This window comes from Streptomyces sp. HUAS 15-9, from assembly GCF_025642155.1.
GTDB lineage: Bacteria > Actinomycetota > Actinomycetes > Streptomycetales > Streptomycetaceae > Streptomyces.
Map to the genome: position 1 here is coordinate 1,641,213 of NZ_CP106798.1, position 26,813 is coordinate 1,668,025.

Below are 26,813 nucleotides of genomic sequence, written 5' to 3' on the forward strand. Positions count from 1 at the left end.
AAGTCTCGTCACATTCCTCGTCGGGGAGCGTCGACATTCGCTCCCAGGCCGGCGGCCACCTGCCGCAGATACGGGTTGGTGGCGCGCTCCTGGCCGATGGTCGTCTGGGGGCCGTGGCCGGACAGCACCACGGTCGAGTCGTCGAGCGGCAGGCACACGCGGGCCAGCGAGTCGAGCATCTCGGCCATGTCACCGCCGGGCAGGTCGGTGCGTCCGATGGAGCCGGCGAAGAGCAGATCACCCGAGAAGAAGACCGACGGGATGTCCGCGGTCTCGGGCATCTGGAAGGTCACCGACCCCTTGGTATGGCCGGGCGCGTGCGCGACGGAGAGTTCCAGACCCGCCAGCTCCAGCCGGGCGCCGTCGGTCAGCTCCTTGACGTCGTCGGGCTCCCCCACGGTCAGCTCGCCGATGAGCGGCATGCCGATGGAACGGCCGAGCGCCTTTCCGGGGTCGCTCATCATGTACCGGTCCTCGGGGTGGATCCACGCGGGTACGTCGTGCGCGCCGCACACCGGGACGACCGAGGCCACGTGGTCGATGTGGCCATGGGTGAGGACGACGGCGACGGGCTTGAGCCGATGCTTCTTGAGCGCTTCCTCGACTCCTTGGGCGGCCTGGTGGCCCGGGTCGATGATCACGCACTCCTCACCGGCGGCGGGGGCGACGAGATAACAGTTCGTCCCCCAGGCCCCGGCGGGGAACCCGGCAATGAGCACGATCGTCCTTCGTTGTGTCGATACGGGCGGGCTGATGCTGCTGCAGAGCCTACCGGCGCTGCCGATTCCTCAGCGAACCCATATACGGTACGGGGCTACACGCTGCGGTCGGCTCACAGGGCGCACGCGTACCGGTCGGCACACGACACTCATGAGGAGAGAACCCGGTGGTCAGCCAGGAACAGCGGAAGCGTCAGCTCGCCCGGGAGAAGTTCTTGCGGCAGCAGCAGCGGCGCACGAGCGCGCGGCGCAAGGCACGCATGCGCAACTCCGTGATCGCGTCGGTGCTCGGCGTGATCGTCATCGGCAGTGTCGCCCTGTACACGACCGGGGTACTCAAGAAGGACGACGACAAGACCAACGCGAGCGCGGACGTCACGCCCAGCGCCTCGGCCCCCAGCAAGGCGCCGGACCCGTGCGAGAAGGCCGCCGCGGGCTCCGTGAAGAAGCTCAGCTGGAAGAAGGAGCCGGCGGTCACGATCGACAAGTCGGCCAAGTACACGATGAAGCTGGCGACGACGTGCGGTGACATCGACGTCGCGCTGAAGACGTCCGCGGCGCCGCACACCGTGAACTCGTTCAACTTCCTCGCCGGCCAGGGCTACTTCGACCACACCAAGTGCCACCGGCTCACCACCAACGGCATCTACGTGCTCCAGTGCGGCGACCCGACGGGCACCGGCAGCGGCGGTCCCGGCTACACGATCCCGGACGAGAACCTCAAGGACAGCAGCCTGAAGGCCAACGTCTACCCGGCGGGCACGGTCGCGATGGCGAACACCGGCCAGAAGCACACCGGCGGCAGCCAGTTCTTCCTGGTGTACGCGGACTCCCAGTTGCCGCCCAACTACGCACCGTTCGGTACTGTCGACGCGGCGGGCCTGAAGGTGCTGAAGAAGATCGCCACCGCGGGCGAGAACACGGGCGCCGGTGACGGGGCTCCGAACGCGACGGTCGTCATCAACAAGGCGACGGTCACAAAATCCTGACGAGCACGACGGCCAGCTGCGGAATTTCGGTCGCGCGGGATGCGGACAGGCCACCCGCCGGTCGCCTATGTTGGCCGTGACGAAACTGTGGACGATGCCCGGGGGCGCGAAGGCCCCTCGCAGGCATCATGTGGAGGAGGCGCTGTGAGCAGCGACCCGTGGGGCCGCGTCGACGAGACGGGGACCGTGTACGTGCGTACGGCCGACGGCGAGCAGGTCGTCGGCTCCTGGCAGGCCGGCTCCCCCGAGGAGGCGCTGGCCTACTTCGAGCGCAAGTACGAGGGCCTGGTTGTCGAGATCGGCCTCCTCGAAAAGCGAGTGCAGACCACCGACCTGTCGGCGAAGGACGCCCAGACCGCCGTCGACCATCTGCGGGAGCAGGTCGAGGCGCACCACGCGGTGGGCGACCTGGACGCGCTGCGGGCCCGGCTGGACAAGCTGGTGGCGACCGTCGAGGCGCGCCGCGAGGAGCGCAAGCAGCAGCGGGCCAAGCAGTCCGACGAGGCGCGGCACGCCAAGGAGGACCTGGTCACCGAGGCCGAGCAGCTGGCGCAGTCCGACCAGTGGCGGGCGGCCGGCGAACGGCTGCGCGCGCTGGTGGACACCTGGAAGGGGCTGCCGCGGCTGGACCGCAAGTCCGACGACGAGCTGTGGCACCGCTTCTCGCACGCCCGCTCGGCGTTCTCCAAGCGCCGCAAGGCCCACTTCGCGCAGCTCGACGCGCAGCGCGAGGACGCCCGCAAGGCCAAGGAGAGGCTGGTCGCCGAGGCCGAGGCGCTGTCCGACTCCACGGACTGGGGTCCGACGGCCGCCCGCTACCGCGAGCTGATGTCGGAATGGAAGGCCGCGGGCCGCGCCCAGCGCGAGCACGAGGACGATCTGTGGAACCGCTTCCGCGGCGCCCAGGACGTCTTCTTCGCCGCCCGCAGCTCGGTCTTCGCCGAGCGGGACGCGGAGCAGTCGGAGAACCTGAAGCTGAAGGAGGAGCTGGCCGAGGAGGCCGAGAAGCTCCTTCCGATCACGGACCTGAAGGCCGCGCGGGCCGCCTTCCGCTCGATCAACGAGCGGTGGGAGGCCATCGGTCATGTGCCGCGGGACGCGCGCCCGAAGATCGAGGGCCGGATGCACACGGTCGACCGGGCCATCCAGGAGGCCGAGGAGGCCGAGTGGCGCCGGACCAACCCGGAGGCACGCGCGCGTGCCGAGGGTCTGACCGGTCAGCTGCAGGCCGCCGTGGACAAGCTGAGGGGCCAGATCGAGCAGGCGCGCGCCCAGGGCAACACGTCCAAGGCCGACAAGCTCGAGAAGGAGCTGGAGGGCCGCCAGGCGCTCCTGGACCAGGCTCTGAAGGGTCTGCAGGAGTTCGGCGGCTGATGGGCCGCTGACAACGCCTTACGCACGCGAGAGGGCCCCGTACGCGAGGCGGATTCAAGGGGTCGTCGCAACACCGCGGTGAGTTGATCAAGCCGCGAGCAGTTTAGCCAGGCGCTCGGCTGGGGTTTCCCAGCCGAGCGTTTTGCGTGGGCGGCTGTTGAGTTCGGCGGCCACGGCGTCCAGATGCCGGCGGGTGTGGACGGCGAGGTCGGTGCCCTTGGGGAAGTACTGCCGCAGCAGGCCGTTGGTGTTCTCGTTCGAGCCGCGCTGCCAGGGACTGCCGGGGTCGCAGAAGTAGACCGGGATGTCGGTGGCGATGCTGAAGGCGTGGTGGCCGGCCATCTCGGCGCCCTGGTCCCAGGTCAGGGACCGTTTCAGGTGGGGCGGGAGGGTCTGGACCGCGTTGGCGAGTGCCTGGCGCACGGCCGCGGCGGTGTGGTCGGTGGGCAGGTGGACGAGCAGCAGGTAGCGGGTGCTGCGTTCGACCAGGGTGGCGATGGCGGAGCCGTTGTTCTTGCCGACGATCAGGTCGCCTTCCCCGTGGCCGGGGACGGCGCGGTCGGCTGCTTCGGCGGGCCGTTCACTGATCATGACCATGGGGTGGGAGTAGCGCGGCTGACGCTTGGCGGTGCGGCGGTCATGAGCGGCTGCGCGCCGAGGTCACGCGGTACACGTCGTACACGCCCTCCACGCCCCGCACGGCCTTCAGGACGTGTCCGAGGTGCTTCGGGTCGCCCATCTCGAAGGTGAAGCGGGAGGTGGCAACGCGGTCGCGGGAGGTCTGGACGGCCGCGGACAGGATGTTGACGTGCTGGTCCGACAGAACGCGGGTGACGTCCGACAGGAGCCGGGAGCGGTCCAGCGCCTCGACCTGGATGGCGACCAGGAAGACCGAGGACTGGGTGGGCGCCCACTCGACGTCGAGGATGCGCTCCGGCTCGCGGGACAGTGACTCCACGTTGACGCAGTCGCTGCGGTGAACCGATACGCCGCTACCGCGGGTGACGAAGCCGATGATCGGGTCGCCGGGTACGGGTGTACAGCAGCGGGCCAGCTTGACCCACACGTCGTCGACGCCCTTGACCACGACGCCCGGGTCGGCGCTGGAGCGGCGCTTGCGGCCACGGGTGCGCGTGGGCGGTACGGCCTCGTCGATCTCCTCGGTGGCGGCCTCCTCGCCGCCGAGGGCCTGGACGAGCTTCTGCACGATGTTCTGCGCGGAGACATGGCCCTCGCCGATCGCCGCGTACAGCGCGGAGATGTCCGAGTACCGCATCTCGTGGGCGAGCGTCACGAGGGAGTCGCCGGTGAGGATGCGCTGGATCGGCAGGTTCTGCTTGCGCATCGCGCGGACGATGGCGTCCTTGCCCTGCTCGATCGCCTCGTCGCGGCGTTCCTTGGAGAACCAGGCCCGGATCTTGTTGCGGGCGCGCGGGGACTTGACGAAGCCGAGCCAGTCGCGGGACGGGCCCGCACCGGGTGCCTTGGAGGTGAAGACCTCCACCAAGTCGCCGTTGTCCAGGGTGGATTCGAGCGGTACGAGCCGGCCGTTGACCCGTGCTCCTATGGTGCGGTGGCCGACCTCGGTATGGACCGCGTAGGCGAAGTCGACCGGGGTGGCCCCGGCCGGCAACGCTATGACGTCGCCCTTGGGGGTGAAGACGAAGACCTCGTTGCGGGACAGGTCGAAGCGCAGCGACTCCAGGAACTCGCTGGGGTCCTCCGTCTCCTTCTGCCAGTCCAGCAACTGCCGCAGCCACGCCATGTCGTTGATGGCATCCTTGTCCTTGCCGGACGTCCTGGGCGCGTCCGTACGGACCTTGGAGGCGCCGGCGACGGCCTCCTGCTTGTACTTCCAGTGCGCGGCGATGCCGTACTCGGCGCGGCGGTGCATGTCGAACGTACGGATCTGGAGCTCGACCGGCTTGCCGTTGGGGCCGATCACCGTCGTGTGCAGCGACTGGTACATGTTGAACTTGGGCATCGCGATGTAGTCCTTGAACCGCCCCGGGACCGGGTTCCATCGCGCGTGAACGGTGCCGAGGGCCGCGTAGCAGTCGCGGACGGTGTCGACAAGTACACGAATGCCCACCAGGTCGTAGATCTCCGCGAAGTCACGGCCGCGGACGATCATCTTCTGGTAGACGCTGTAGTAGTGCTTGGGGCGGCCGGTGACGGTCGCCTTGATGCGGGCGGCGCGCAGGTCGGCCTGGACCTCGTCGGTCACTATGGCCAGGTATTCGTCACGCTTCGGTGCCCTCTCGGCCACCAGCCGTACGATCTCGTCGTACATCTTGGGGTAGAGGATCGCGAAAGCGAGGTCCTCCAGTTCCCACTTGATGGTGTTCATGCCGAGGCGATGGGCGAGCGGCGCGTAGATCTCCAGGGTCTCGCGCGCCTTCTTCTCCTGCTTCTCGCGCTTGAGGTAACGCATGGTGCGCATGTTGTGCAGGCGGTCGGCGAGCTTGATGACCAGGACGCGCGGGTCCTTGGCCATGGCGACGACCATCTTGCGTACGGTCTCGGCCTGCGCGGCCTCGCCGAACTTGACCTTGTCCAGCTTGGTGACGCCGTCGACGAGGAGGGCGACGGTGTCGCCGAAGTCGCGGCGGAGCTGGTCGAGGCCGTACTCGGTGTCCTCGACGGTGTCGTGCAGCAGGCCCGCCATGAGGGTGGCCGGGTCCATGCCCAGCTCGGCGAGGATCGTGGTCACCGCGAGCGGGTGGGTGATGTACGGGTCGCCGCTCTTGCGCTTCTGGCCGCGGTGCCAGCGTTCGGCGACCTGGTAGGCGCTTTCGATCTGGCGGAGCGTGGCGTTCTCGATCTTGGGGTCGTTGCTGCGCACTATCCGCAGCAGCGGCTCCAGGACCGGGTTGTACGGGTTCGCGCGCTGGACGCCGAGGCGGGCGAGGCGGGCGCGGACGCGGTTGGAGGAGCCGGAACGGGCCGGCTGGCCTGCGGAAGGACGGACCACGGGCGGCTGTGCGGAGCGCTCGGGCGGGGTCGGCTTGGGTCGCGAGGTCGCGGCAGGCTTCTCGACGGGCGCGGACTGGGCGTGCTCGACCGCCCCGCGGGTGTCGTTCTTCGCGTGCGTCGCGGGCTTGGCCACCGGTGCCGAGGCGGACTCGGGCTTGGCGGCGGTCAGGTGCTGGGCCTCGTCTGGCAAGAGGACTCCTCGTGCGCGATCCGGGTCCCCCGGTCAGGCTCCGGAGAACCCATGGTAGCGATCCTGAGCTCCGGCATCGCGTTCAGGCCGATGTGAGGACCGACTACCAGAGAAACACGAGAGGCTGCCGCCGGATTCCACAGGGACGGCGTGCGGGTGGTCGGCGGGTGTCCTGGGGGTGCGTGCGGGGGGCCGGGTATGCGGGGTGCGGGAGCAGTGTGGCGGTCGGTGGCTGTCGTGCGGGGTGGCAAAGCCTCACGGTCGCCGCTCCCGGCAGTTGAACGCGAACGGCCGCCCCGGGTGGTGGGGCGGCCGTTCGGTCGGTTCTGTGGTGCTCAGAGCTGGAGGAGAGCCTCCAGGGGCGCTCCGTTCAGGGGCGCTTCCAGGCGGGAGCGGCCGTCGAGGAAGCCGAGTTCCATCAGGACCGCGACGGCCGCAACCTCGGCACCCGCCCGGTGGATGAGCTGGATCGCGGCCTCGGCCGTGCCGCCGGTGGCCAGCACGTCGTCGACGATCAGGATGCGGTCGCCGGACGTGAGGTCCTCCGCGTGCACCTCGATCTCCGCCGAACCGTACTCCAGGTCGTACGCCTGGCGCAGGGTCGCCCCGGGGAGCTTGCCCGCCTTGCGCACCGGGATGAACCCGAGGCCCGCACGGACGGCTACGGGGGCGCCGAGGATGAAGCCACGGGCCTCCAGGCCCACGACCTTGGTGGCACCGGTGTTCCCGGCGATCTCCGCCAGCGCGTCGGTGAGCGCGGTGAACGCCGCCGGGTCCGCCAGGAGCGGGGTGATGTCCTTGAACATCACACCCGGCTCCGGGTGGTCGGCCACATCGCGGATACGGCTGAGCAGCAGTTCCTCGATGCCCGTCATCGGCGCTTCCCCGAGGGTCGGCCACGGCCCCGGTTGCGGGACGCGGACTGGGCGCGGGGGCCGACCACGGCGGCAGCGGTGTCCTCCGGCTCACCCGCGGCCACGGACCGGTTCTCCGCCAGTTCCTCCTCCGCAGCGGCCTGGGCCCGCTTGGCCAGGACGCGCTTGCGGAGGGCCTTCATCTGCGGCTCGCGCTCCTTGAGGTCGGCGACCAGCGGCGTGGCGATGAAGATCGAGGAGTACGCACCGGCCGCGAGGCCGACGAACAGCGACAGCGAGATGTCGTTGAGCGTGCCGGCGCCGAGGAAGCCGCCACCGATGAACAGCAGGCCCGCCACCGGCAGCAGCGCGACCACCGTGGTGTTGATTGAACGGACCAGGGTGCCGTTGATCGACTGGTTGGCGATGTCGCTGTAGGTGAAGCGGGTCTGCTTCGTGATGTCCTTCGTCTGCTCCTTGAGGCTGTCGAAGACGACGACCGTGTCGTAGAGCGAGTAACCGAGGATCGTCAGCAGACCGATCACCGTACCGGGAGTGACCTCGAAGCCGACCAGGGCGTAGATACCGGTCGTGATCGTGATGTCGTGGATCAGCGCGACGAGTGCCGCGATGGCCATGCGCCACTCGAAGGCGATCGCCAGATAGATCACGACGAGGACCATGAAGATCGCCAGGCCCTGCCAGGCCTTGGAGGCGATCTGCTCACCCCAGCTGGGGCCGACCAGGTCGGCCGCGAGCTTCTCCGGGTTGAGGTTCAGGTCCTTGGCCAGCGTCTGCTTGATCTGGTCGGACTTGCCGGTGTCGATGCCGGCGATCTGGATGCGCATGCTGCCGTTGCCGAGCTTCTGCACGATCGCGTCATGGCCGGAGGCGTCCTTCGCGTACTCCTCCGCCTGCGACACCGAGGCGGTCATGCCCTTGGGCGTCGTGAAGACCGCTCCGCCCTGGAACTCGATGCCCATGTTCAGGCCGCGCACCGCCAGGCCGACGATGGCCGTGATGGTGATCAGGATGGAGATGCCGTACCAGAGCTTGCGGTGGCCGATGAAGTCGTAGCTGACCTCACCACGGTGCAGTCGGGCGCCGAGGTTGCCGAGTTTCGACATCTCACGCTTCCTTCGGGTCGACAGGGCCGGCGGCGGGACCGGCGGGACGGCGGGTGCGGCGCAGCGGGGCCTTGGCACCCAGGCTCTTCGGGTCGAGGCCGGACCACTTGTGGCCGTTCGCGAAGAACTTGCGGCGGGCGAGGAGCGTCATCAGCGGCTTGGTGAAGAAGAAGACGACGACCACGTCGAGCACGGTGGTCAGACCCAGCGTGAACGCGAAGCCCTGGACCTTGCCGACGGTGACGATGAACAGCACCGCGGCGGCGAGGAACGACACGAAGTCGGAGACCAGGATGGTGCGCCGGGCACGCGGCCAGGCCCGCTCGACGGCGGGTCGCAGCGAGCGGCCCTCGCGGATCTCGTCCCGGATGCGTTCGAAGTACACGATGAACGAGTCCGCGGTGATACCGATGGCGACGATCGCACCGCAGACCGCAGGCAGGTTCAGGGCGAAGTTGATGGCCGGGCCGAGCAGCGCCATGATCACGTAGGTGAGAACGGCGGAGACCGTCAGCGAGGCCATCGCGACGAGCGACAGGCCGCGGTAGTAGACCACCAGGTAGATCACGACCAGCCCGAGGCCGATCGCACCGGCGAGCAGACCGGCGTGCAGCTGATCGCCGCCGAGCGCGGCGGTCACGGTGGTGACGGACTGTTCCTTGAAGGACAGCGGAAGGGCACCGTACGACAGCATGTTGGCGAGGCTCTGCGCCTCTTCCTGAGTGAACGAGCCGGAGATCTGCGCGTTGCCGCCGGTGATGGCGGTCTGGACGAACGGGTGGGACACGACCTCGTCGTCCAGAACGATCGCGAACTCGTTCTGCGGGGTGGTCTTCTGCACCAGGCCGGCGGTGACGTCGCCGAACTTCTTCGCACCGCTGGAGTTGAAGGTCATCTCGACCTGCCAGCCCGCGGCGCCCTGGGTGTCGAAGGTGGCCTGGGCCTTCTTGACCTCAGTGCCGTCCACGTCCACCGGGCCCAGAAGGAACTTGCTCCACTGCTTGCCGTCCTGGCCACAGGCGACGGTGGTGTCTTCCTTCTTGGCCGCCTTGCCGGCGGTGGCGCGCTGCTTGGGGTCGGCGCAGTTGAGCGTGGCGTACTGCTTCGCGGCTTCGGTGGCCGAGGAGTCGGCGCCGCCGGACGCGGACGGAGAGGGGCTGGCGGTGGCCGTCGGGCTGCCGCTCGCGGACGGCGTGGCGTCCGCCTTCAGAGCGTCGGTGACGGCGCGGCCCTGCGAGGTGGCACTGGCCGAGGGGCTGGAGGAACTCCCGGACGCCTTGTCGCCGGCCTTGTCCGTGCTCGACGCGCTCGGAGAGGCGGAGGAGCTGGGGCTGGTGCTCGGGGTGGGCGTCGCCGCGGGGACCGATGCCTCGCGCTGGAGGACGGGTCGGAAGTAGAGCTTGGCCGTGGTGCCGACCTGCTGGCGAGCTTCCTCCGAGTTGGTCCCCTTGGGGATGTTGACGATGATGTTCTTGTCGCCCTGGGTCTGTACCTCGGCCTCCGACACACCAAGACCATTGACACGGCGGTTCATGATGTCGACCGCGGTGTCCATGTTCGTCTTGTTGATCGCGTTGGGCTGACCCGGCTCATTGACGGCTTCCAGCGTGATGCTCGTGCCGCCGGCAAGGTCGATGCCGAGACGCGGGGTGGTGTGCCCGGAGGCGAACATGCCTCCGGTGAGCGCCACGATGGCGATCAGGATGAGGGCCAGCGAGCGCCCCGGCTTGCTCTGGGCACTCGCGCTCCGGCCCCTCTTAGGTGCTGCCACCTTCTCGTACTCCCTCTCGGGCCGTTCTCGCGCCGGTCGGCGCGGTCGGCCATGACATGGTGTCGGGATCCCCTCCGGGAAACAGACGCGCCCGGGGCGTGCTGAGCGCGAACGGATCGCGCCGCACTCCCCGGGACGTGACTACTTCGCGTCGGAGTCGCCGTCGGTCTTCTTCGGCTCGTCGTCGGCCTTCGCCTCGACGGGCTCGGCCTCGTCGGCCTGCTCGTCGGCCTCGTCCTTCTTACCGAGGTCGACGGCCCTGTCGTCGGAGGCGGCGGCAGCGTCGGCGGCGGACTCGTCGGTCTCGGTGAGGGAGGAGGCGTCGTCCGGGACGACGTCGGACTTCAGGTCGTGCTCGATGCCGTGCACGATGCGGTTGTACTCGTCGTCGGTCAGTACGGCGCCGATCGCGTTCTTCGCGAAGAGGAGCTCGACACCCGGGCCGGCGTCGACGAGGACCGTGTCCTCGTTGACCTCCTTGACCGTCGCGTACATGCCCCCGATCGTGCGGACGCCGGAGCCGGGCTGCATCTGATTTCGCATGTCAGCGGCCTGCTGCTGCTTCTTCTTGGCCGAGCGCGTCATCAGGAACATGGCCGCGATGAGCACGATGAACGGGAGAAGGGTCAAGGATTTCACGGGACGGGATTTCCTTCGCACGACCGCGGCGGGGAGCGGTCTGGTGGATGGGGGTGTGGTCGGCGCCGCCCGCATGGGTGGCATCGGCGGAGTCTAAGCGAGTCCGCATGCATGGAACAACGCTCAGCATGGCACCTGGGTTCCTGCCCCGGCCAATGCGCTCGCCATCACACCCCGAAGAGGTCCTGTTGTCCGGTTCCCGAGGCCGTCGAGCCAGGTGGGGTGAGGCCGAGATGCGCCCATGCCGCGGGCGTGGCGACGCGTCCGCGCGGGGTCCGGGCGAGCAGTCCCTCCCGGACGAGAAAGGGCTCGGCGACCTCCTCGACGGTCTCGCGCTCCTCCCCCACCGCGACGGCGAGCGTCGACAGGCCGACCGGGCCGCCGCCGAACAGCTTGAGCAGGGCCTGCAGGACGGCGCGGTCCAGGCGGTCGAGGCCGCGGGCGTCGACCTCGTAGACCTGCAGGGCGGCCGCGGCGATCTCCTTCGTGACGATCCCGTCCGCCTTGACCTGCGCATAGTCGCGGACCCGGCGCAGCAGGCGGTTGGCGATACGGGGCGTGCCGCGCGAGCGGCCGGCGATCTCCGCGGCGCCGTCGGACTCGATCTCGACGTCGAGCAGGCCCGCCGAGCGGTGGACGACGCGCTCCAGCTCGCGCGGCTCGTAGAACTCCATGTGCGCGGTGAAGCCGAAGCGGTCGCGCAGCGGGGGCGGCAGCAGGCCCGCGCGGGTGGTGGCGCCGACCAGGGTGAACGGGGGCAGTTCGAGGGGGATGGCGGTGGCGCCGGGGCCCTTGCCGACGATGACGTCGACGCGGAAGTCCTCCATCGCCATGTAGAGCATCTCCTCGGCGGGCCGGGACATGCGATGGATCTCGTCGAGGAAGAGGACCTCGCCCTCCTGGAGGGAGGAGAGGATCGCCGCGAGGTCGCCGGCGTGCTGGATGGCGGGTCCGCTGGTGATGCGGATGGGGGCGCCCATCTCGGCCGCGATGATCATCGAAAGGGTGGTCTTGCCGAGGCCGGGGGCTCCGGAGAGCAGTACGTGGTCGGCGGTGGCGCCCCGCGCGCGTGCGGCGCGCAGGACCAGGTCGAGCTGCTCGCGGACCTTCTCCTGACCGATGAACTCGCCCAGGTCCTTGGGGCGCAGCGCGGCCTCGACGGCCTGGTCCTCACGGTCGGCGACAGGGCCCACCAGCCGCTCGGCGGCGGAGGTGTCGGTCGTGTCGTCCCAGTTCACTGAGGTCTCCTAGCTGAGGGTGGCGCAGTCGGGTCAGCGGGCGCGGTTCAGGGTCTGCAGGGCGGCCCTCAGCAGCTGTCCCACCTGGGGCGTGCCGCCGGCTGCCTCGGCCTGCGGTGCCACGGCGGACACGGCCTCGTCGGCCTCGCGGGTCGCGTAGCCGAGGCCGATGAGGGCCGCGTGCAGCTGGTCGCGCCAGCCGCTGGTGACCGGTGCGCCGATCGCGGGGGCGCCGACGGGCTCGCCCAGGCGGTCCTTCAGTTCCAGCAGCAGCTTCTGGGCGCCCTTCTTGCCGATGCCCGGTACGGCGACGAGGGCCTTCTCGTCCCCCGTGGAGACCGCTCTGCGCAGCGCGTCCGGCGTGTGCACGGCGAGCATGGCCTGGGCCAGGCGCGGGCCCACTCCGCTGGCGGTCTGGAGCAGCTCGAAGACCTGGCGCTCGTCGTCGTCCACGAAGCCGTACAGGGTCAGCGAGTCCTCGCGCACGACCAGGGAGGTGGCGAGCTTGGCCGACTGACCCATGCGGAGCGTGGAGAGCGTGTTCGGCGTGCACTGGACGGCCATGCCGACCCCGCCCACCTCGATCACCGCCGCGTCGGGAGCGAGTGCGGCGACCGTGCCGCTGACGAAGGCGATCATGCCGTACGGCCTTTCGTTGCGTGGGCTGTGTGCAGGGCGACGGCCTGCTGGAGTCGGTTCTGGGCGGGGGCGCGCCAGATGTGGCAGATGGCGAGGGCGAGGGCGTCGGCGGCGTCGGCGGGTCTGGGTGGCGCGCTGAGCCGCAGCAGGCGGGTGACCATGGCGCCGACCTGCGCCTTGTCGGCGCGGCCGCTGCCGGTGACGGCGGCCTTGACCTCGCTGGGGGTGTGCAGGGCGACGGGGATGCCGCGGCGGGAGGCGCAGAGCAGGGCGACGGCGCTGGCCTGGGCGGTGCCCATGACCGTACGGACGTTGTGCTGGCTGAAGACGCGCTCCACGGCGACGAACTCGGGCCGGTGTTCGTCCAGCCACTGCTCGATGCCCTGCTCGATGGCGACCAGCCGGTGTCCCGGGTCGGCATCGGCCGGGGTGCGGACGACGCCCACGCCGATCATGGTGAGCGGGCGTCCCGCCACGCCCTCGACCACCCCGACACCGCATCGGGTCAGTCCCGGGTCCACCCCCAGTACGCGCACCGGCCCCTCCCTCTCGCTCTCCTGTTTGTGCAGGCTATCGGGTGCCACCGACAACGGCCGACACGACGACGGGCCGACGGGTGTGTCCCGTCGGCCCGTTGAGCCCGTGGAGGCGGCGAAGGCGTTACGCGTCGACCTTCTCCATGATCTCGTCGCTGACGTCGAAGTTGGCGAAGACGTTCTGCACGTCGTCGCTGTCCTCGAGGGCGTCGATCAGCTTGAAGATCTTCTTGGCGCCCTCCTCGTCCAGCTCGACCTGGACGGACGGCACGAAGCTGGACTCGGCGGAGTCGTAGTCGATGCCGGCGCCCTGGAGGGCGGTACGGACCGCGACCAGGTCGGTGGCCTCACTGATGACCTCGAAGGACTCACCGAGGTCATTGACCTCCTCGGCGCCCGCGTCCAGGACGGCGCCGAGGACGTCGTCCTCGGTCAGCTCGCCCTTGGGGACGATGACGACGCCCTTGCGGCTGAACATGTACGACACCGAGCCGGGGTCGGCCATGTTCCCGCCGTTGCGGGTCATGGCGACGCGCACGTCGGAGGCGGCGCGGTTGCGGTTGTCGGTGAGGCACTCGATGAGCACCGCGACACCGTTGGGGCCGTAGCCCTCGTACATGATCGTCTCGTAGTCGGCGCCACCGGCCTCGAGACCGCCGCCGCGCTTGATGGCGGAGTCGATGTTCTTGTTCGGGACCGACTGCTTCTTGGCCTTCTGGACTGCGTCGTAGAGGGTCGGGTTCCCCTCGAGGTCGACGCCGCCCATACGCGCCGCGACCTCGATGTTCTTGATCAGCTTCGCGAAGAGCTTGCCGCGCTTGGCGTCGATCACGGCCTTCTTGTGCTTCGTCGTGGCCCATTTAGAGTGGCCGGACATCTGCCTGTCTCCTTCGCGTAACCCATCTCTGCAACGAACTCCAGAGATCCTACAAGGACTCCGGCGTCCGGTTGGCGCGCACCATGTCGACGAACAGGGCGTGCACGCGGTGGTCACCGGTCAGTTCCGGATGGAACGATGTGGCGAGCGCGTTGCCCTGACGGACCGCGACGATGTGGCCGCCGTGCTCGGCGAGCACCTCGGCCTCGGCACCCACGGACTCGACCCAGGGGGCGCGGATGAAGACGCCCTCTACAGGATCGCCCTCGACGCCGCGGACGTCGACCGCCGCCTCGAAGGACTCGTTCTGCCGTCCGAAGGCGTTGCGGCGCACGATCATGTCGATGCCGCCGACGGTCTCCTGACCCGAGCGCGGGTCGAGGATCTTGTCGGCGAGCATGATCATGCCCGCGCAGGTGCCGTAGACCGGCATGCCGTCCCGCACGCGCGCGCGGAGGGGCTCCATCACTCCGAAGAGGTTGGCCAGCTTGGAGATGGTCGTGGACTCGCCGCCGGGGATGACGAGGCCGTCGACCTCGGCGAGTTCTTCGGGGCGCCGCACCGGCCTGGCCACGGCGTCAGCCGCGGCCAGGGCGATGAGGTGCTCCCGTACGTCGCCCTGGAGTGCCAGGACGCCTATGACAGGAGTGCTCATGGGGTCTCTACCAGGGCCTCTTACCAGCCGCGGTTGGCGTAGCGCTCGGCCTCGGGCAGGGTGTCGCAGTTGATGCCGACCATGGCCTCGCCGAGGTTGCGGGACGCGTCCGCGATGATCTTCGGGTCGTCGTAGAAGGTGGTGGCCTTCACGATGGCGGCGGCACGCTTGGCCGGGTCGCCGGACTTGAAGATGCCGGAGCCGACGAAGACGCCCTCGGCGCCGAGCTGGCGCATCAGCGCGGCGTCGGCCGGGGTGGCCACGCCACCGGCGGAGAACAGCACGACCGGGAGCTTGCCGAGCTCGGCGACCTCCTTGACGAGCTCGAACGGGGCGCGCAGCTCCTTGGCGGCGGCGTAGATCTCGTTGTTGTCGCAGCCGCGCAGCTTGGCGATCTCGCCCTTGATCTGGCGCAGGTGGCGGACGGCCTCGACGACGTTGCCGGTGCCGGCCTCGCCCTTGGAGCGGATCATCGCAGCGCCCTCGGCGATGCGGCGCAGGGCCTCGCCCAGGTTGGTGGCACCACAGACGAAGGGGGTCGTGAACGCCCACTTGTCGGAGTGGTTGACCTCGTCGGCCGGGGTGAGGACCTCGGACTCGTCGATGTAGTCGACGCCGAGGGACTGCAGGACCTGGGCCTCGACGAAGTGGCCGATGCGGGACTTGGCCATGACCGGGATGGAGACGGCGCCGATGATGCCCTCGATCATGTCCGGGTCGGACATACGGGCCACGCCGCCGTCCTTGCGGATGTCGGCCGGGACCCGCTCCAGGGCCATGACGGCGACGGCGCCCGCGTCCTCGGCGATCTTCGCCTGCTCCGGCGTGACGACGTCCATGATCACGCCGCCCTTGAGCTGCTCGGCCATGCCGCGCTTCACGCGGGCGGTGCCGGTCTCGGGAGCCTGGTTCTCGGTGGTGGACACGGGTGACCTCACTGAAGTGAAAGACAGTTTCTGCTGCAGAGCAGGAAACGTGAATGGACCAGGCCACAGCAAGGGCCAATGCGAAGGCGGTGGATCCTTTTGGCCTACGATCCCGAGAAACGGCAGCTAGACGGCGCGGTCCACCAGCGCCGCCGGGGGTTCGTCGTCCATCTCGAAGGCCAGCGGGAAGGGGGCGTGGCCGGCCAGCCGGAACCAGCGCACCTTGCGGTGCTCACGGAGCCGGCGGGCCGCGCCCACCGCGTCGTTGTGGAAGCGGCGGGCCATCGGGACGCGTCGCACCGCCTCGGTCAGCTCACGGGCCGCCGCCTCCCCTCCGGGGGCCTCGCGGACCGCCTCGACCTGCTGGGCCTCCGCGAAGACCGCGCGCAGCGCCTGGCTCAGTTCGCTCTCGGCGACCTCCCGCTGCTCCTCCTCGGCCTGCCTGGCCGCGTGCGCGGCCTCGTACAGCACGATCGAGGCGGCCGGATCCAGCACACCGGAGGTCGCCAGCTCCTGGGTCACCGAGGCGCGCCGCAGCAGTTGGGCGTCGAGGGCGGCACGGGCGGCGTCGATCCGGGAGTGCAGGCGGTCCAGGCGGCCCGCCGTCCAGCTGAGGTAGAGACCGATCGCGACAAGGGCGACGAGGATCCAGATGAGGGTTGCGCTCACGGGCGGCAAGGCTACCGGTGCGCTCCGCTGGGTCGGCCGAGTACGGTGCTGTTGCCGACGCCCCGGGGCTGCCGCCCCGGCCCCCGCATCGGCCTGAAGGGCCTCGTCCTCAAACGCCGGACAGGCTGAATTTCACCGACCTCGGCATCAGGACCAGACCGGTCCGGTCGCCGGTCGCCGGTCGCCTCAACGCACCCAGCCACACCCGATACCGCCACCCGGCCCTCACTCCCGCCCGAGGGCTGCCGCCCCCAGACCCCCGCATCGGCCTGAACAGCCTCATCCTCAAACGCCGGACAGGCTGAATTTCACCGACCTCGGCATCAGGACCAGACCGGTCCGGTCGCCGGTCGCCTCAACGCTCCCAGCCACACCCGATACCGGGGCCCAGCCCCAGACCCGCACTTCGGCCAGAACGAACTGAACTTCGCCGACCCCGGCATCAGGACGACGCGGTCCGGTCGCCGGTGACCGCGGCCTCAGTGCTCCCAGCCACGCCCGTAACCGCCGCCCCGGCAATACACGCTGCCCACGCCCTTGGCCGGAAAGGTGCTGGTCAGTCGCGGGCCAGTCCCAGGCGGGCTCTCAGGCCCGATCGTTCGTCCGCGGCCACCGCTGCCGCGCCCGTCGTGACCGTTTCGTAGACCGAGAGGATGTCCGCGCCGACCGTCGACCAGTCGAAGCGGCGTACGTGGACGCTGCCGTGTTCGCGGAGTTCGGCGCGGCGGGCCGGGTCCGCCAGGAGGCGTACGGCCGCGTCGGCCAGGGCGTCCGCGTCCTCGTTGGTGAAGAGTTCTCCGGCCGCGCCCTGGTCCAGGACCTGGGCGAAGGCGTCCAGGTCGGAGGCGAGGACCGGCGCGCCCGCCGACATCGCCTCGACGAGGATGATGCCGAAGCTCTCGCCGCCGGTGTTGGGCGCCACGTAGAGATCGATGCTGCGCAGGAAGCGTGCCTTGTCCTCGTCGCTGATCATGCCCAGGAACTCGACGCGGGAGCGGAGTTCGGCGGGGAGGGTTTCCACCGCCTCCTCCTCGTCGCCGCGGCCGGCCACGAGGAGCCGGGTCTGCGGGCGGGCGGCGAGGATCTTGGGGAGGGCCTTCATCAGTACCGGCAGGCCCTTGCGCGGCTCGTCGATGCGGCCGATGAAGCCGATCGTGTCGCCCTGCCAGTCCGGATTCGGCTCCGCCTTGGCGAAGAAGTCGACGTCGACGCCGTTCGGGATGACCACCGCGTCTCCGCCCAGGTGCTCGACCAGGGTGCGCCGGGCGTACTCGCTCACCGCGATCCGCGCGCTGATCTTCTCCAGCGCGGCCTGCAGGATCGAGTACGCGGCGATCATCGCCCGGGAGCGGGGGTTGGATGTGTGGAACGTCGCGACGATGGGGCCCTGGGCCGCCCAGCAGGTCAGCAGGCCCAGCGAGGGCGACGTCGGCTCGTGGATGTGGACCACGTCGAACTCGCCGTCGTGCAGCCAGCGCCGTACCCGGGCAGCGGAGAGGAAACCGAAGTTCAGCCGGGCCACCGAGCCGTTGTACGGCACCGGGACCGCGCGGCCGGCCGAGACGACGTACGGCGGCAGCGGGGTGTCGTCGTCGGCCGGGGCGAGGACGGACACCTCGTGGCCGAGGCGGATGAAGTACGCGGCCAGGTCGCGGATGTGGAACTGGACGCCACCCGGCACGTCCCAGGAGTACGGGCAGACGATGCCGATCCTCACGGCGTCCCCTTCGCGGGATCGAGATCGGCGAGCCACAGCCGCTGGAGCATGTGCCAGTCCTCCGGATGTTCGGCGATACCCGTGGCGTAGGCGTCGGCCAACGCCTGTGTCATGACGGACGTCTTCTCGTCCCGCGTACCTGTCTCGGGTACCTCGATCGGAGGATGGACCCGGCCCTGCATGACGGGCGAGTCGTCGTACCAGAGGGTGACGGGCAGCAGCAGCGCGCCCGTCTGCTGGGCGAGCAGCGCCGGGCCCGCGGGCATCCGGGCCGCCTCGCCGAAGAACTTGACCTCCACACCGGAGGCGGACAGATCACGGTCGGCGACCAGACAGATCAGGCCACCGTCGCGCAGCCGCCGCGCCAATGTGCCGAACGCGGAGCCGCCGCTGTGCGGCAGGACCTCCATGCCGAGGCCCTCGCGATAGGCGACGAAGCGGTCGTACAGGGTCTCCGGCTCGAGGCGTTCGGCGACCGTGGTGAAGGAGGTCTCCAGCTTGGTGGTGACCCAGGCGCCCGCGAGGTCCCAGTTGGCCAGGTGCGGCAGGGCGAGGATCACGCCCCGGTCGGAGGCCAGACCGTCGGTCAGATGGTGGACGTCCTTGCACTCGAAGCCGGTCCTGATCCGCTCCGGGCTCCAGGAGGGCAGCCGGAAGGACTCCATCCAGTAGCGCAGATACGAGCGCATGCCCGCGCGCGAGAGCTCGGCCAGACGCTCGGGGGTCGCGTCGGGCACCACGCGCGCGTAGTTGCTCTCCAGGCGCTGCACGCCCTTGCCCCGCCGCTTCCAGGCGAGGTCGGCGATGCCCTGGCCGAGGCGCACGGCGACCGGCTCGGGGAGCTTCTTGACAGTGCTCCAGCCGAGGCCGTACAGCGCGTCGGTCAGCCGGTCCGCGGTGCTCACTTCGCCGCCTCGCTCCCCTGGGACGCGTTGGCGTTGTCCTCGGACGCGGCCGCCGCCTCCGCCTCGGCGGACTCCCTGCGGACCGTGACCACCCGCTGGATCAGGGTGACCAGGCTGCCCACGGCGACGATCCACAGGGCGATCGGCAGCAGCACCTGGATGCCGGGAACGCCGAACTTGTGCAGGCCGGCCAGACCGGCGGCGACCAGCGAGATCACCAGCCGCTCGGCCCGCTCGACGAGCCCGTTGACGGCGACCGGCAAGCCGATCGACTCACCACGGGCCTTGGTGTACGACACCACCTGACCGCTGGCCAGGCAGAAGATCGAGACGGCACACAGCACGTTGTCGTTGCCGTTTCCGGCATACCACAGCGCGAAGCCACCGAAGATCGCCCCGTCGGCGACGCGGTCGAGGGTGGAGTCCAGGAAGGCGCCCCAGCGGCTGGTGCGGCCCAGCTGGCGGGCCATGTTCCCGTCGACCAGATCCGAGAAGACGAACAGCGTGATCACGATCGTGCCCCAGAAGAACTCGCCCCTGGGGAAGAAGACCAGCGCGCCCGCGACCACACCGGCCGTGCCGATGAGCGTCACCGTGTCGGGGCTGACACCCCTACGGATGAGAAACGCGGCGAACGGCGTGAGGACACGCGTGAAGAATGCACGCGCGTACTTGTTCAGCATGGCCTTCCCGACGGTCGGTGGCGCCGCGCGGCCCTGATGGTCGCCGGCTGGCCCATCGTAGCCACGCGCGCATGCGGGTGACCGCCGGGCACCCGGAGCCCGTCTCCGGATCCGGCGGATGGCCCGCAAGCGACGCTGGGCCACGCGACCGGCGTCCGTCGTATGGACGCACCGTGACGGGAGTGGAAAGCTCGAAGGACCGCGGGCGTCATCGGAGCCGCCACCGCACGCGGCCCGGCATGCCCGCGCCCACAGTGACCTCACCGTGCACGGGAGGCAAGGCCATGGGCGACAAGGCACAATCCCACCCCGGGGCCGCCGGCAGGGCTACGGCGGCCGACCATCCCGCGTCCCTACGGAATGTGGTGCTGGTCGGCCACTCCGGTTCGGGCAAGACGACTCTGGTGGAGGCTCTCGCGCTGACCGCGGGGGCCGTGAACCGGGCGGGCCGTGTGGAGGACGGCGGCACCGTCTCGGACTACGACGAGATCGAGCACCGGCAGCAGCGCTCCGTGCAGCTGTCTCTCGTGCCCGTCGAATGGGACGGGTTCAAGATCAATCTTCTGGACACCCCCGGATACGCCGACTTCGTCGGAGAGCTGAGGGCCGGTCTGCGAGCGGCGGACGCGGCCCTTTTCGTCGTCTCGGCATCGGACGGCGTGGACGGCTCGACCCGGATGGTCTGGGAGGAGTGCGCGGCGGTCGGCATGCCGCGGGCCATCGTCGTCACGCACCTGGAGGCCGCCCGCGCGGACTTCGAGGAGATGACGCGGGTGTGCGCGCAGGCGTTCGGCGCGGACGACCCCGACGCCGTACTCCCGCTCCATCTGCCGCTGCACGGCCCGCAGGCGCCCGACGGGCACGCGCCCGTGACCGGGCTGATCGGGCTGCTGACCCAGCAGCTGTTCGACTACTCCTCCGGGGAGCGCAAGGAGTCCGAGCCGGGTCCGGACCAGCTGCCGCAGATCGAGGAGGCACGCAACCGGCTCATCGAGGGGATCATCTCGGAGAGCGAGGACGAGACCCTCATGGACCGCTACCTCGGCGGGGAACAGGTCGACATCAAGACATTGATCGAGGACCTGGAGCGGGCCGTGGCCCGCGGGGCCTTCTTCCCGGTCCTGGCCGCCGCCCCCGCGGCCGAGGGCGCCAAGCAGGGCATCGGCACGGTCGAACTGCTCGAGCTGATCACCCGTGGCTTCCCGACCCCGCTGGAGCGGGAGGCACCCGGGGTCGCCACGGTCGACGGCAGGTCGCGCGAGCTGAGGGCGTGCGATCCCGGCGGGCCGCTGGTCGCGGAGGTCGTGAAGACCTCCTCCGACCCGTACGTCGGCCGGGTCTCCCTGGTCCGGCTGTTCTCCGGCACGCTGCGCCCCGACGAGACGGTGCACGTCTCCGGGCACGGGCTCGCCGACCGCGGGCACGAGGACCACGACGTCGACGAGCGGATCGGCGCCCTGTCCACGCCGTTCGGCAAGCAGCAGCGGCCGGTGACGCACGCCGTCGCGGGCGATCTGGTGTGCGTGGCGAAACTGGGCCGCGCCGAGACCGGGGACACGCTGTCGGCCAAGGACGACCCGCTGCTCATGGAGCCGTGGCAGATGCCCGACCCGCTCCTGCCGCTGGCCATCCACGCGCACAGCAAGGCGGACGAGGACAAGCTCTCGCAGGGCCTGAGCAGGCTGGTCGCCGAGGATCCGACGATGCGCCTGGAGCAGAACCAGGACACCCACCAGGTGGTGCTGTGGTGCCTGGGCGAGGCCCACGCGGACGTCGCCCTGGAACGGCTGCGCAGCCGCTACGGCGTACAGGTCGACGTCGTACCGCACAAGGTCTCCCTCCGGGAGACGTTCGGGAGCAGGTCCGCGGGGCGCGGGCGGCATGTGAAGCAGTCCGGCGGGCACGGGCAGTACGCCATCTGCGAGATCGAGGTCGAGCCGCTGCCCGGAGGGTCGGGCATCGTGTTCGTGGACAAGGTGGTGGGCGGAGCCGTGCCCCGGCAGTTCATCCCGTCGGTGGAGAAGGGGGTGCGGGCCCAGGCGGCCAAGGGGGTCGCGGCCGGCTATCCCCTGGTGGACGTGCGGATCACGCTGCTCGACGGCAAGGCGCACTCGGTGGACTCCTCCGACGCCGCCTTCCAGACGGCCGGCGCGCTGGCGCTGCGGGAGGCCGCGGCGGACGCCAGGATCCATCTGCTGGAGCCGGTGGCCGAGGTGAGCGTGCTGGTCGGCGACGACTATGTGGGCGCCGTGATGAGCGACCTGTCGGGGCGGCGCGGCCGGGTGCTCGGCACCGAGCAGGTGGGCTCCGGGCGCACGCTCGTACGGGCCGAGGTGCCCGAGTTCGAGATCGGCCGGTACGCGGTCGACCTGCGGTCCCTCTCGCACGGCACCGCCCGCTTCAGCCGTGCGTACGCGCGGCACGAGCCGATGCCGCCGCAGGTCGCCGAGAAGATCCGCGAACAGGCCAAGGAGGCCTCGTAGTCGACGTTCCGGGAGGGCACCGCACATCCTTCCGGAACGTCATCCTCCGTACGGGCGGGCGGCTTTGGCCGTCCGCCTACGGATGTCGGTGCCTGCGGATACGCTGATCACCTGACCCCGTCGTGCTGGATCGGGACGATGACCTGTTCAACAGGTGTGCGGGGCAAGGAAGTCGGGAAGGCCGCAGAAGCGACACCGGCGGCGATCGGGGGCGGGAATGTCGATTGGAACCGAGTGGGACGGGCCACAGGTGCCCATCTCCGGCGGCGAGAGCCAGGCGGCGACCTTCGCACTGGCCTCGGCCGCCTACCGGGACAGTCCGTTCGACGAGATCAAGAAGGCCGACAACGAATGGCACAAGTCGACCGTCAAGACCGGCCGGATCGCCCTGTTCCGGCCGAACCTGGGCGAGGCATTCTCGCGGGCCGTGGTCGACCGCATGCTCCGTTCCGGCCGCGCGCCGCTCATCCAGTCCTTCGGGATGGATCCCCAGGTCGTCGTGGAGCACAGCCTCGCGGCCAACAACATCCGCAAGGCGCGTGACAACAAGCTGAGCACCGTCATGGTGCTGTGCGGCCTGCTGTTCCTGCCCGGACTGGTGCTGTGGCTGCTGGTCTTCCAGCTCCGCACGTTCGTCGCCAAGCGCGACGACAAGCGGGCCGGGGCGCTCGCCACCACGCTGCTCGTCGCGGTGGGCGTGGTCGCCGCGATCTTCCTGGTCCGCATGCCGTTCACGGGGTTCTGGGCCTGGTACGCCCGCGGCTGCGTCGTCGCCCCGGTGCTGGGCTGGTTCTGGGCCAAGCAGATCTGCGAGCGCACGGCGCAGGACCTGCGCGGACGCTGGGACGGCCTGCTCTCCGGCAGCAGCGTCGGCGCGAAGATCCCCGAGACCGTGCCGAGCAGCCCCGGTGAGACCGCGGCCGAGCAGCTGCGCCAGTCCCTCGCCCGGCTGAGCGCCGAGCAGCAGTCCAACTCCGTCTTCTACGCCGGGCCCAAGGGCATACTCGGCATGGGCACGCGCTGGGGTTCCTGGCAGCTCGCCGAGGACCTGCTGCCGGCCGATCCCACCCGGGAGATCCACCCGTTCCGCAGCTGGGACGTCATACGGTCCATCCACGACCAGCTGCGCATGCTGGAGCGCGGCCCGCTGAACACCGGCGGCTTCCCCAAGCCGTCCATCAAGCACTGGATCGTCACACCGATCGGGGAGAACGCGGCGGCGGTGTCCCGGCCGGAGGGCACGGACGTCGAGGCGTACTCGGTCAAGACCCACGCGATACAGGACATCTGCAACAAGCAGCAGTTCGGCAGCGGCGACCGGCACTACCTGGGCGTGCAGTGGACGCTGTGGGACGGGCAGCTGGTGCTCACCATGCTGATCACGGTGACCGTGCTGCACCAGACGCTGCGCATCGAGGTGACCGGGCATGCACTGGGGCCGGTGCACTCCCTGTTCACCACGAAGCCCGCGGCACCGACCAAAGAGGTCGCCAAGTCCCTCAAGCCCTGGGAGAACCGGACGATCAAGCTCCCGCTGGTCGGCACGGACGAGGTGGTACGGCTCACCGCGCGGGCGCCGCTGACCTGGTATCCGCCGCTGCTCAACTGGCTGGGAGGATCACTGGGCCTGCCCGAGCCGTTCGGTCTGCGGCACGCGTGGGCGGACCGGCCGTGGCGGCACCGTTTCATGGCCGACGACGCGCTGCGCGCGGCCACGCCGGTGCTGCGGGTGGTGCACTCGGCGGCGATCCGGGTGCTGGAGGAGAACGGCGTCGACACGGAGAAGTTCGGCACGCGGTCGGCGTTCCTCAGCACGGCGGTGCAGGATCCGGCGCCGAAGAAGGCCGACCTCTACGACGCGTAGGCCTCCGGCGGTTCGGCCGGGTCTTTCGTGCGGGTGAGTGGGGGTTGCTGTTTCTGGGGGCTGCCGCCCCAGCCCCCCGCTTCGGCCTGGACGGCCTCGTCCTCAAACTCCCCCAAGCTCTACGAGCAGGGGGTACCCCCAGACGGGCTGAGTTGTGCCGGCCGGGCTGAGATGTACGGGCCGGCCTGCGAAGCGCCAAAAGCCCCGGTCATGTCGTCGGCCACGCCTCTGCCAGCATCTTTCTCGTGTCGGCCAGGAGCTGTGGGAGCACCTTGGTGTGGCCGACTACCGGCATGAAGTTCGTGTCGCCGCCCCAGCGGGGGACGATGTGCTGGTGGAGGTGGGCCGCGATGCCCGCGCCCGCGACGGTGCCCTGGTTCATGCCGATGTTGAAGCCGTGGGCGCCGGAGGCGGTGCGCAGGGCCGTCATGGCCTGCTTGGTCAGCTCGGCGAGCTCGGCGGTCTCCGGGCCGGTCAGATCCGTGTAGTCGGCGACGTGGCGGTACGGCACCGTCATCAGGTGCCCACCGTTGTACGGGTAGAGGTTCAGCACCGCGTAGACCTGTTCGCCCCGGCGAACGATCAGACCGTCCTCGTCGGACTTGGCCGGGATCGAGCAGAACGGGCAGCCGTCGTCGGCACCCGGGCCGCTCGGCTTGTTCTCGCCCTGGATGTAGGCCATCCGGTGGGGCGTCCACAGGCGCTGGAACGCGTCCTGCGTCCCCACTCCGATCTGCTGCTCCGGCTCACTCGTCATGCTACGCAGCATATGGCTTCGCCCGTTCGTGGCGTGTCGCCGGGGCGTCGCGGGACGGGAAGGGCAGGGCCCCGGCCGATGTCGTCCATCCGCCGGGGCCCCGAGGTGAGCAGGGTCAGACCTGCGTCCGGTCCCGCACCACCTTCGCGATCTTCGCGATCGCCTCGTCGAACGGGATGCCGTTCTCCTGCGAGCCGTCGCGGTAGCGGAAGGAGACCGAGCCGGCCGCCATGTCGTCGTCGCCCGCGATGACCATGAAGGGCACCTTCTGCTTCTGGGCGTTGCGGATCTTCTTCTGCATACGGTCGGAGGAGGCGTCCACCTCCACGCGCAGGCCCTGCTTCTTCGCCGCCACGGCGAACTTCTGCAGGTAGTCGACGTGCGCGTCACCGATCGGGATGCCGATCGCCTGGACCGGGGCCAGCCAGGCCGGGAAGGCGCCCGCGTAGTGCTCCAGGAGCACCGCGAAGAAGCGCTCGATCGAGCCGAAGAGGGCCCGGTGGATCATGACCGGGCGCTGCTTGGAACCGTCGGCGGCCGTGTACTCCAGGTCGAAGCGCTCGGGCAGGTTGAAGTCGAGCTGGATGGTCGACATCTGCCAGGTGCGGCCGATCGCGTCCTTGGTCTGGACGGAGATCTTCGGGCCGTAGAAGGCGGCGCCGCCCGGGTCGGGGACCAGCGGCAGGCCCTGCTTCTCGGCGACCTGGCGGAGGGTCTCGGTCGCCTCCTCCCAGACCTCGTCGGAGCCGACGAACTTCTCCGGGTCCTTGGTGGACAGCTCCAGGTAGAAGTCGGTCAGACCGTAGTCGCGCAGCAGGTTCAGCACGAAGGTGAGCGTCTTGTCGAGCTCGTCCGACATCTGCTCACGGGTGCAGTAGATGTGCGCGTCGTCCTGGGTGAAGCCGCGGGCGCGGGTCAGGCCGTGCACGACGCCCGACTTCTCGTACCGGTACACGGTCCCGAACTCGAAAAGGCGCAGCGGCAGTTCACGGTACGAGCGGCCGCGCGCGTCGAAGATCAGGTTGTGCATCGGGCAGTTCATGGGCTTGAGGTAGTAGTCCACGCCCTCGTCGAGCTGCATGGGCGGGTACATGCCCTCGGCGTACCAGTCGAGGTGGCCCGACGTCTCGAAGAGCTTCCCCTTGGTCGCGTGCGGGGTGTAGACGAACTCGTAGCCCTCTTCCTCGTGGCGGCGGCGCGAGTAGTCCTCCATCACGCGGCGGACGATGCCGCCCTTGGGGTGGAAGACGGCGAGGCCGGAGCCGATCTGCTCCGGGATGGAGAACAGGTCGAGTTCGTTGCCCAGCTTGCGGTGGTCGCGCTTCTCCGCTTCGGCGAGGAAGTCGAGGTATGCCTTGAGTTCGTCCTTGGACGGCCAGGCGGTGCCGTAGATGCGCTGGAGCATGGGGTTCTTCTCGCTGCCGCGCCAGTAGGCGGCCGCGTTGCGCATCAGCTTGAACGCCGGGATGAGCCGGGTGGAGGGCAGGTGGGGACCGCGGCAGAGGTCCTTCCAGCACAGCTCGCCGGTCTTGGCGTCGAGGTTGTCGTAGATCGTCAGCTCGCCGGCGCCGACCTCGACGTCCGCACCGTCCTCGGAGGAGGCGGAGCCCTTGAGGCCGATCAGTTCCAGCTTGTACGGCTCGGCGGCGAGCTCCTCGCGGGCGGCCTCGTCGGTGACCACGCGGCGGGAGAACCTCTGGCCCCGCTTCTGGATCTCCTGCATCTTCTTCTCGACGGCCTTGAGGTCCTCGGGCGTGAACGGCTTCTCGACGTCGAAGTCGTAGTAGAAGCCGTCCTTGACCGGCGGGCCGATGCCCAGCCTGGCCTCGGGGAAGATCTCCTGCACGGCCTGGGCCATGACGTGCGCGGTGGAGTGGCGCAGGATGTTCAGGCCGTCCTCGGAGGAGATCTCGACGCCCTCGACGGTCTCGCCGTCCTTGACCTCGCAGGTGAGGTCCTTGAGCTCGCCGCCCACGCGCGCCGCGATGATCGAGCGCTCGCCGGCGAAGAGGTCGGCGGCCGTAGTGCCCGTCGTCACCACGCGTTCTTCCCGCTCGGAATCGCGTTGGATGACCACACGGACGTCTGACACCGGTCTCTCCTGACTGCAGGTGGGGTGCGGCGCCATACCGGGAGCGCGCGCAATAGGGGATCGTACCGACCCGGACCGGCCGACCGCGAAACGGTCACCCACAGTCCCCGGCCGGTCGCAACCCCGCGCCGGT

General features: G+C 69.8%; 22 protein-coding genes and 1 pseudogene. 4 read left to right on the plus strand and 19 right to left on the minus strand.

Annotated features, from left to right (window positions below):
• Positions 1-8: 8 nt before the first annotated feature.
• The gene (locus N8I87_RS07415) at positions 9-719 is read right to left on the minus strand and encodes an MBL fold metallo-hydrolase (protein ID WP_263206635.1); all 711 of its coding nucleotides are present in this window, start codon (positions 717-719) and stop codon (positions 9-11) included.
• A 167-nt stretch (positions 720-886) separates the two neighbouring features.
• On the opposite strand from N8I87_RS07415, the gene N8I87_RS07420 reads away from it, so the two are divergent.
• Together N8I87_RS07420 and N8I87_RS07425 are read left to right on the plus strand one after the other, a co-directional pair.
• Positions 887-1,708 carry a peptidylprolyl isomerase gene (locus N8I87_RS07420; RefSeq protein WP_263206637.1) on the plus strand — a complete coding sequence of 274 codons (822 nt, stop codon included), beginning with the start codon at positions 887-889 and terminating at the stop codon, positions 1,706-1,708.
• Positions 1,709-1,852: 144 nt separating this feature from the next.
• On the plus strand, positions 1,853-3,082 hold the full coding sequence (locus tag N8I87_RS07425; protein ID WP_263206639.1) for a DUF349 domain-containing protein: 1,230 nt from the start codon (positions 1,853-1,855) through the stop codon (positions 3,080-3,082).
• A gap of 87 nt (positions 3,083-3,169) precedes the next feature.
• Here N8I87_RS07425 and N8I87_RS07430 read toward each other — a convergent pair.
• The 16 genes and pseudogenes from N8I87_RS07430 to pgsA all read right to left on the minus strand — a co-directional run.
• Positions 3,170-3,718, minus strand: a pseudogene (locus tag N8I87_RS07430) (IS30 family transposase); the annotation flags it as partial.
• Position 3,719: 1 nt separating this feature from the next.
• Positions 3,720-6,248, minus strand: a complete 2,529-nt coding sequence (locus tag N8I87_RS07435; protein WP_263206641.1) for a RelA/SpoT family protein — start codon at positions 6,246-6,248, stop codon at positions 3,720-3,722.
• Positions 6,249-6,583: 335 nt separating this feature from the next.
• Entirely contained in the window at positions 6,584-7,123 is a 540-nt protein-coding gene (locus N8I87_RS07440; protein ID WP_263206643.1) for an adenine phosphoribosyltransferase, read from the minus strand.
• Positions 7,120-8,229, minus strand: a complete 1,110-nt coding sequence (gene secF, locus N8I87_RS07445) for a protein translocase subunit SecF (RefSeq protein WP_263206645.1) — start codon at positions 8,227-8,229, stop codon at positions 7,120-7,122. Before secF ends, N8I87_RS07440 begins: the two co-directional genes overlap by 4 nt.
• Position 8,230: 1 nt before the next feature.
• Positions 8,231-10,000: a protein translocase subunit SecD gene (gene secD, locus N8I87_RS07450; RefSeq protein ID WP_263206647.1), complete on the minus strand. Its 1,770-nt coding sequence runs from the start codon at positions 9,998-10,000 to the stop codon at positions 8,231-8,233.
• A gap of 141 nt (positions 10,001-10,141) precedes the next feature.
• Entirely contained in the window at positions 10,142-10,639 is a 498-nt protein-coding gene (gene yajC, locus N8I87_RS07455; protein ID WP_263206649.1) for a preprotein translocase subunit YajC, read from the minus strand.
• A gap of 167 nt (positions 10,640-10,806) precedes the next feature.
• Complete coding sequence (ruvB, locus tag N8I87_RS07460) at positions 10,807-11,877, minus strand: Holliday junction branch migration DNA helicase RuvB (RefSeq protein WP_263206651.1); 1,071 nt, start codon at positions 11,875-11,877, stop codon at positions 10,807-10,809.
• A 33-nt stretch (positions 11,878-11,910) separates the two neighbouring features.
• Positions 11,911-12,516, minus strand: a complete 606-nt coding sequence (gene ruvA / locus N8I87_RS07465; RefSeq protein WP_263206653.1) for a Holliday junction branch migration protein RuvA — start codon at positions 12,514-12,516, stop codon at positions 11,911-11,913.
• Positions 12,513-13,052, minus strand: coding sequence for a crossover junction endodeoxyribonuclease RuvC (gene ruvC, locus N8I87_RS07470; RefSeq protein ID WP_263206655.1), 540 nt, complete (start codon positions 13,050-13,052; stop codon positions 12,513-12,515). Before ruvC ends, ruvA begins: the two co-directional genes overlap by 4 nt.
• A gap of 124 nt (positions 13,053-13,176) precedes the next feature.
• Positions 13,177-13,929: a YebC/PmpR family DNA-binding transcriptional regulator gene (locus N8I87_RS07475; RefSeq protein ID WP_263206657.1), complete on the minus strand. Its 753-nt coding sequence runs from the start codon at positions 13,927-13,929 to the stop codon at positions 13,177-13,179.
• Positions 13,930-13,978: 49 nt separating this feature from the next.
• Entirely contained in the window at positions 13,979-14,584 is a 606-nt protein-coding gene (pdxT, locus tag N8I87_RS07480; protein ID WP_263206659.1) for a pyridoxal 5'-phosphate synthase glutaminase subunit PdxT, read from the minus strand.
• Between the two features lie 20 nt (positions 14,585-14,604).
• Complete coding sequence (pdxS, locus tag N8I87_RS07485) at positions 14,605-15,510, minus strand: pyridoxal 5'-phosphate synthase lyase subunit PdxS (protein WP_263206661.1); 906 nt, start codon at positions 15,508-15,510, stop codon at positions 14,605-14,607.
• Between the two features lie 126 nt (positions 15,511-15,636).
• Positions 15,637-16,179, minus strand: a complete 543-nt coding sequence (locus tag N8I87_RS07490) for a LemA family protein (RefSeq protein ID WP_263206663.1) — start codon at positions 16,177-16,179, stop codon at positions 15,637-15,639.
• Positions 16,180-16,735: 556 nt separating this feature from the next.
• Entirely contained in the window at positions 16,736-17,896 is a 1,161-nt protein-coding gene (locus N8I87_RS07495; RefSeq protein WP_263206665.1) for a glycosyltransferase family 4 protein, read from the minus strand.
• On the minus strand, positions 17,893-18,801 hold the full coding sequence (locus tag N8I87_RS07500) for a phosphatidylinositol mannoside acyltransferase (protein ID WP_263206666.1): 909 nt from the start codon (positions 18,799-18,801) through the stop codon (positions 17,893-17,895). The genes N8I87_RS07495 and N8I87_RS07500 overlap by 4 nt, the downstream gene beginning before the upstream one ends.
• Positions 18,798-19,484 carry a phosphatidylinositol phosphate synthase gene (gene pgsA, locus N8I87_RS07505; protein ID WP_263206668.1) on the minus strand — a complete coding sequence of 229 codons (687 nt, stop codon included), beginning with the start codon at positions 19,482-19,484 and terminating at the stop codon, positions 18,798-18,800. The genes N8I87_RS07500 and pgsA overlap by 4 nt, the downstream gene beginning before the upstream one ends.
• Positions 19,485-19,768: 284 nt before the next feature.
• On the opposite strand from pgsA, the gene N8I87_RS07510 reads away from it, so the two are divergent.
• Both N8I87_RS07510 and N8I87_RS07515 read left to right on the plus strand, forming a co-directional pair.
• Positions 19,769-21,967, plus strand: a complete 2,199-nt coding sequence (locus tag N8I87_RS07510; protein WP_263206670.1) for an elongation factor G-like protein EF-G2 — start codon at positions 19,769-19,771, stop codon at positions 21,965-21,967.
• Positions 21,968-22,184: 217 nt separating this feature from the next.
• Positions 22,185-23,831 (plus strand): AbeC-like domain-containing protein, encoded by a 1,647-nt coding sequence (locus tag N8I87_RS07515; protein WP_263206671.1) that lies wholly within the window; start codon positions 22,185-22,187, stop codon positions 23,829-23,831.
• Positions 23,832-24,039: 208 nt separating this feature from the next.
• Here the strand turns inward: N8I87_RS07515 and N8I87_RS07520 are convergent, their stop codons facing one another.
• Together N8I87_RS07520 and thrS are read right to left on the minus strand one after the other, a co-directional pair.
• Positions 24,040-24,600 carry an HIT family protein gene (locus N8I87_RS07520; protein WP_263206673.1) on the minus strand — a complete coding sequence of 187 codons (561 nt, stop codon included), beginning with the start codon at positions 24,598-24,600 and terminating at the stop codon, positions 24,040-24,042.
• A 103-nt stretch (positions 24,601-24,703) separates the two neighbouring features.
• Positions 24,704-26,680, minus strand: a complete 1,977-nt coding sequence (thrS, locus tag N8I87_RS07525) for a threonine--tRNA ligase (protein WP_263206675.1) — start codon at positions 26,678-26,680, stop codon at positions 24,704-24,706.
• Between the last annotated feature and the right edge of the window lie 133 nt (positions 26,681-26,813).

Bases quoted from the DNA above. Each gene is read 5' to 3' on its own strand.
- pdxT (WP_263206659.1), bottom strand. From the start codon at position 14,584: ATGAGCACTCCTGTCATAGGCGTCCTGGCACTCCAGGGCGACGTACGG.
- N8I87_RS07440 (WP_263206643.1), bottom strand. From the start codon at position 7,123: ATGACGGGCATCGAGGAACTGCTGCTCAGCCGTATCCGCGATGTGGCC.
- secF (WP_263206645.1), bottom strand. From the start codon at position 8,229: ATGTCGAAACTCGGCAACCTCGGCGCCCGACTGCACCGTGGTGAGGTC.
- N8I87_RS07510 (WP_263206670.1), top strand. From the start codon at position 19,769: ATGGGCGACAAGGCACAATCCCACCCCGGGGCCGCCGGCAGGGCTACG.
- N8I87_RS07515 (WP_263206671.1), top strand. From the start codon at position 22,185: ATGTCGATTGGAACCGAGTGGGACGGGCCACAGGTGCCCATCTCCGGC.
- pgsA (WP_263206668.1), bottom strand. From the start codon at position 19,484: ATGCTGAACAAGTACGCGCGTGCATTCTTCACGCGTGTCCTCACGCCG.
- ruvA (WP_263206653.1), bottom strand. From the start codon at position 12,516: ATGATCGCCTTCGTCAGCGGCACGGTCGCCGCACTCGCTCCCGACGCG.
- N8I87_RS07520 (WP_263206673.1), bottom strand. From the start codon at position 24,600: ATGCTGCGTAGCATGACGAGTGAGCCGGAGCAGCAGATCGGAGTGGGG.
- N8I87_RS07475 (WP_263206657.1), bottom strand. From the start codon at position 13,929: ATGTCCGGCCACTCTAAATGGGCCACGACGAAGCACAAGAAGGCCGTG.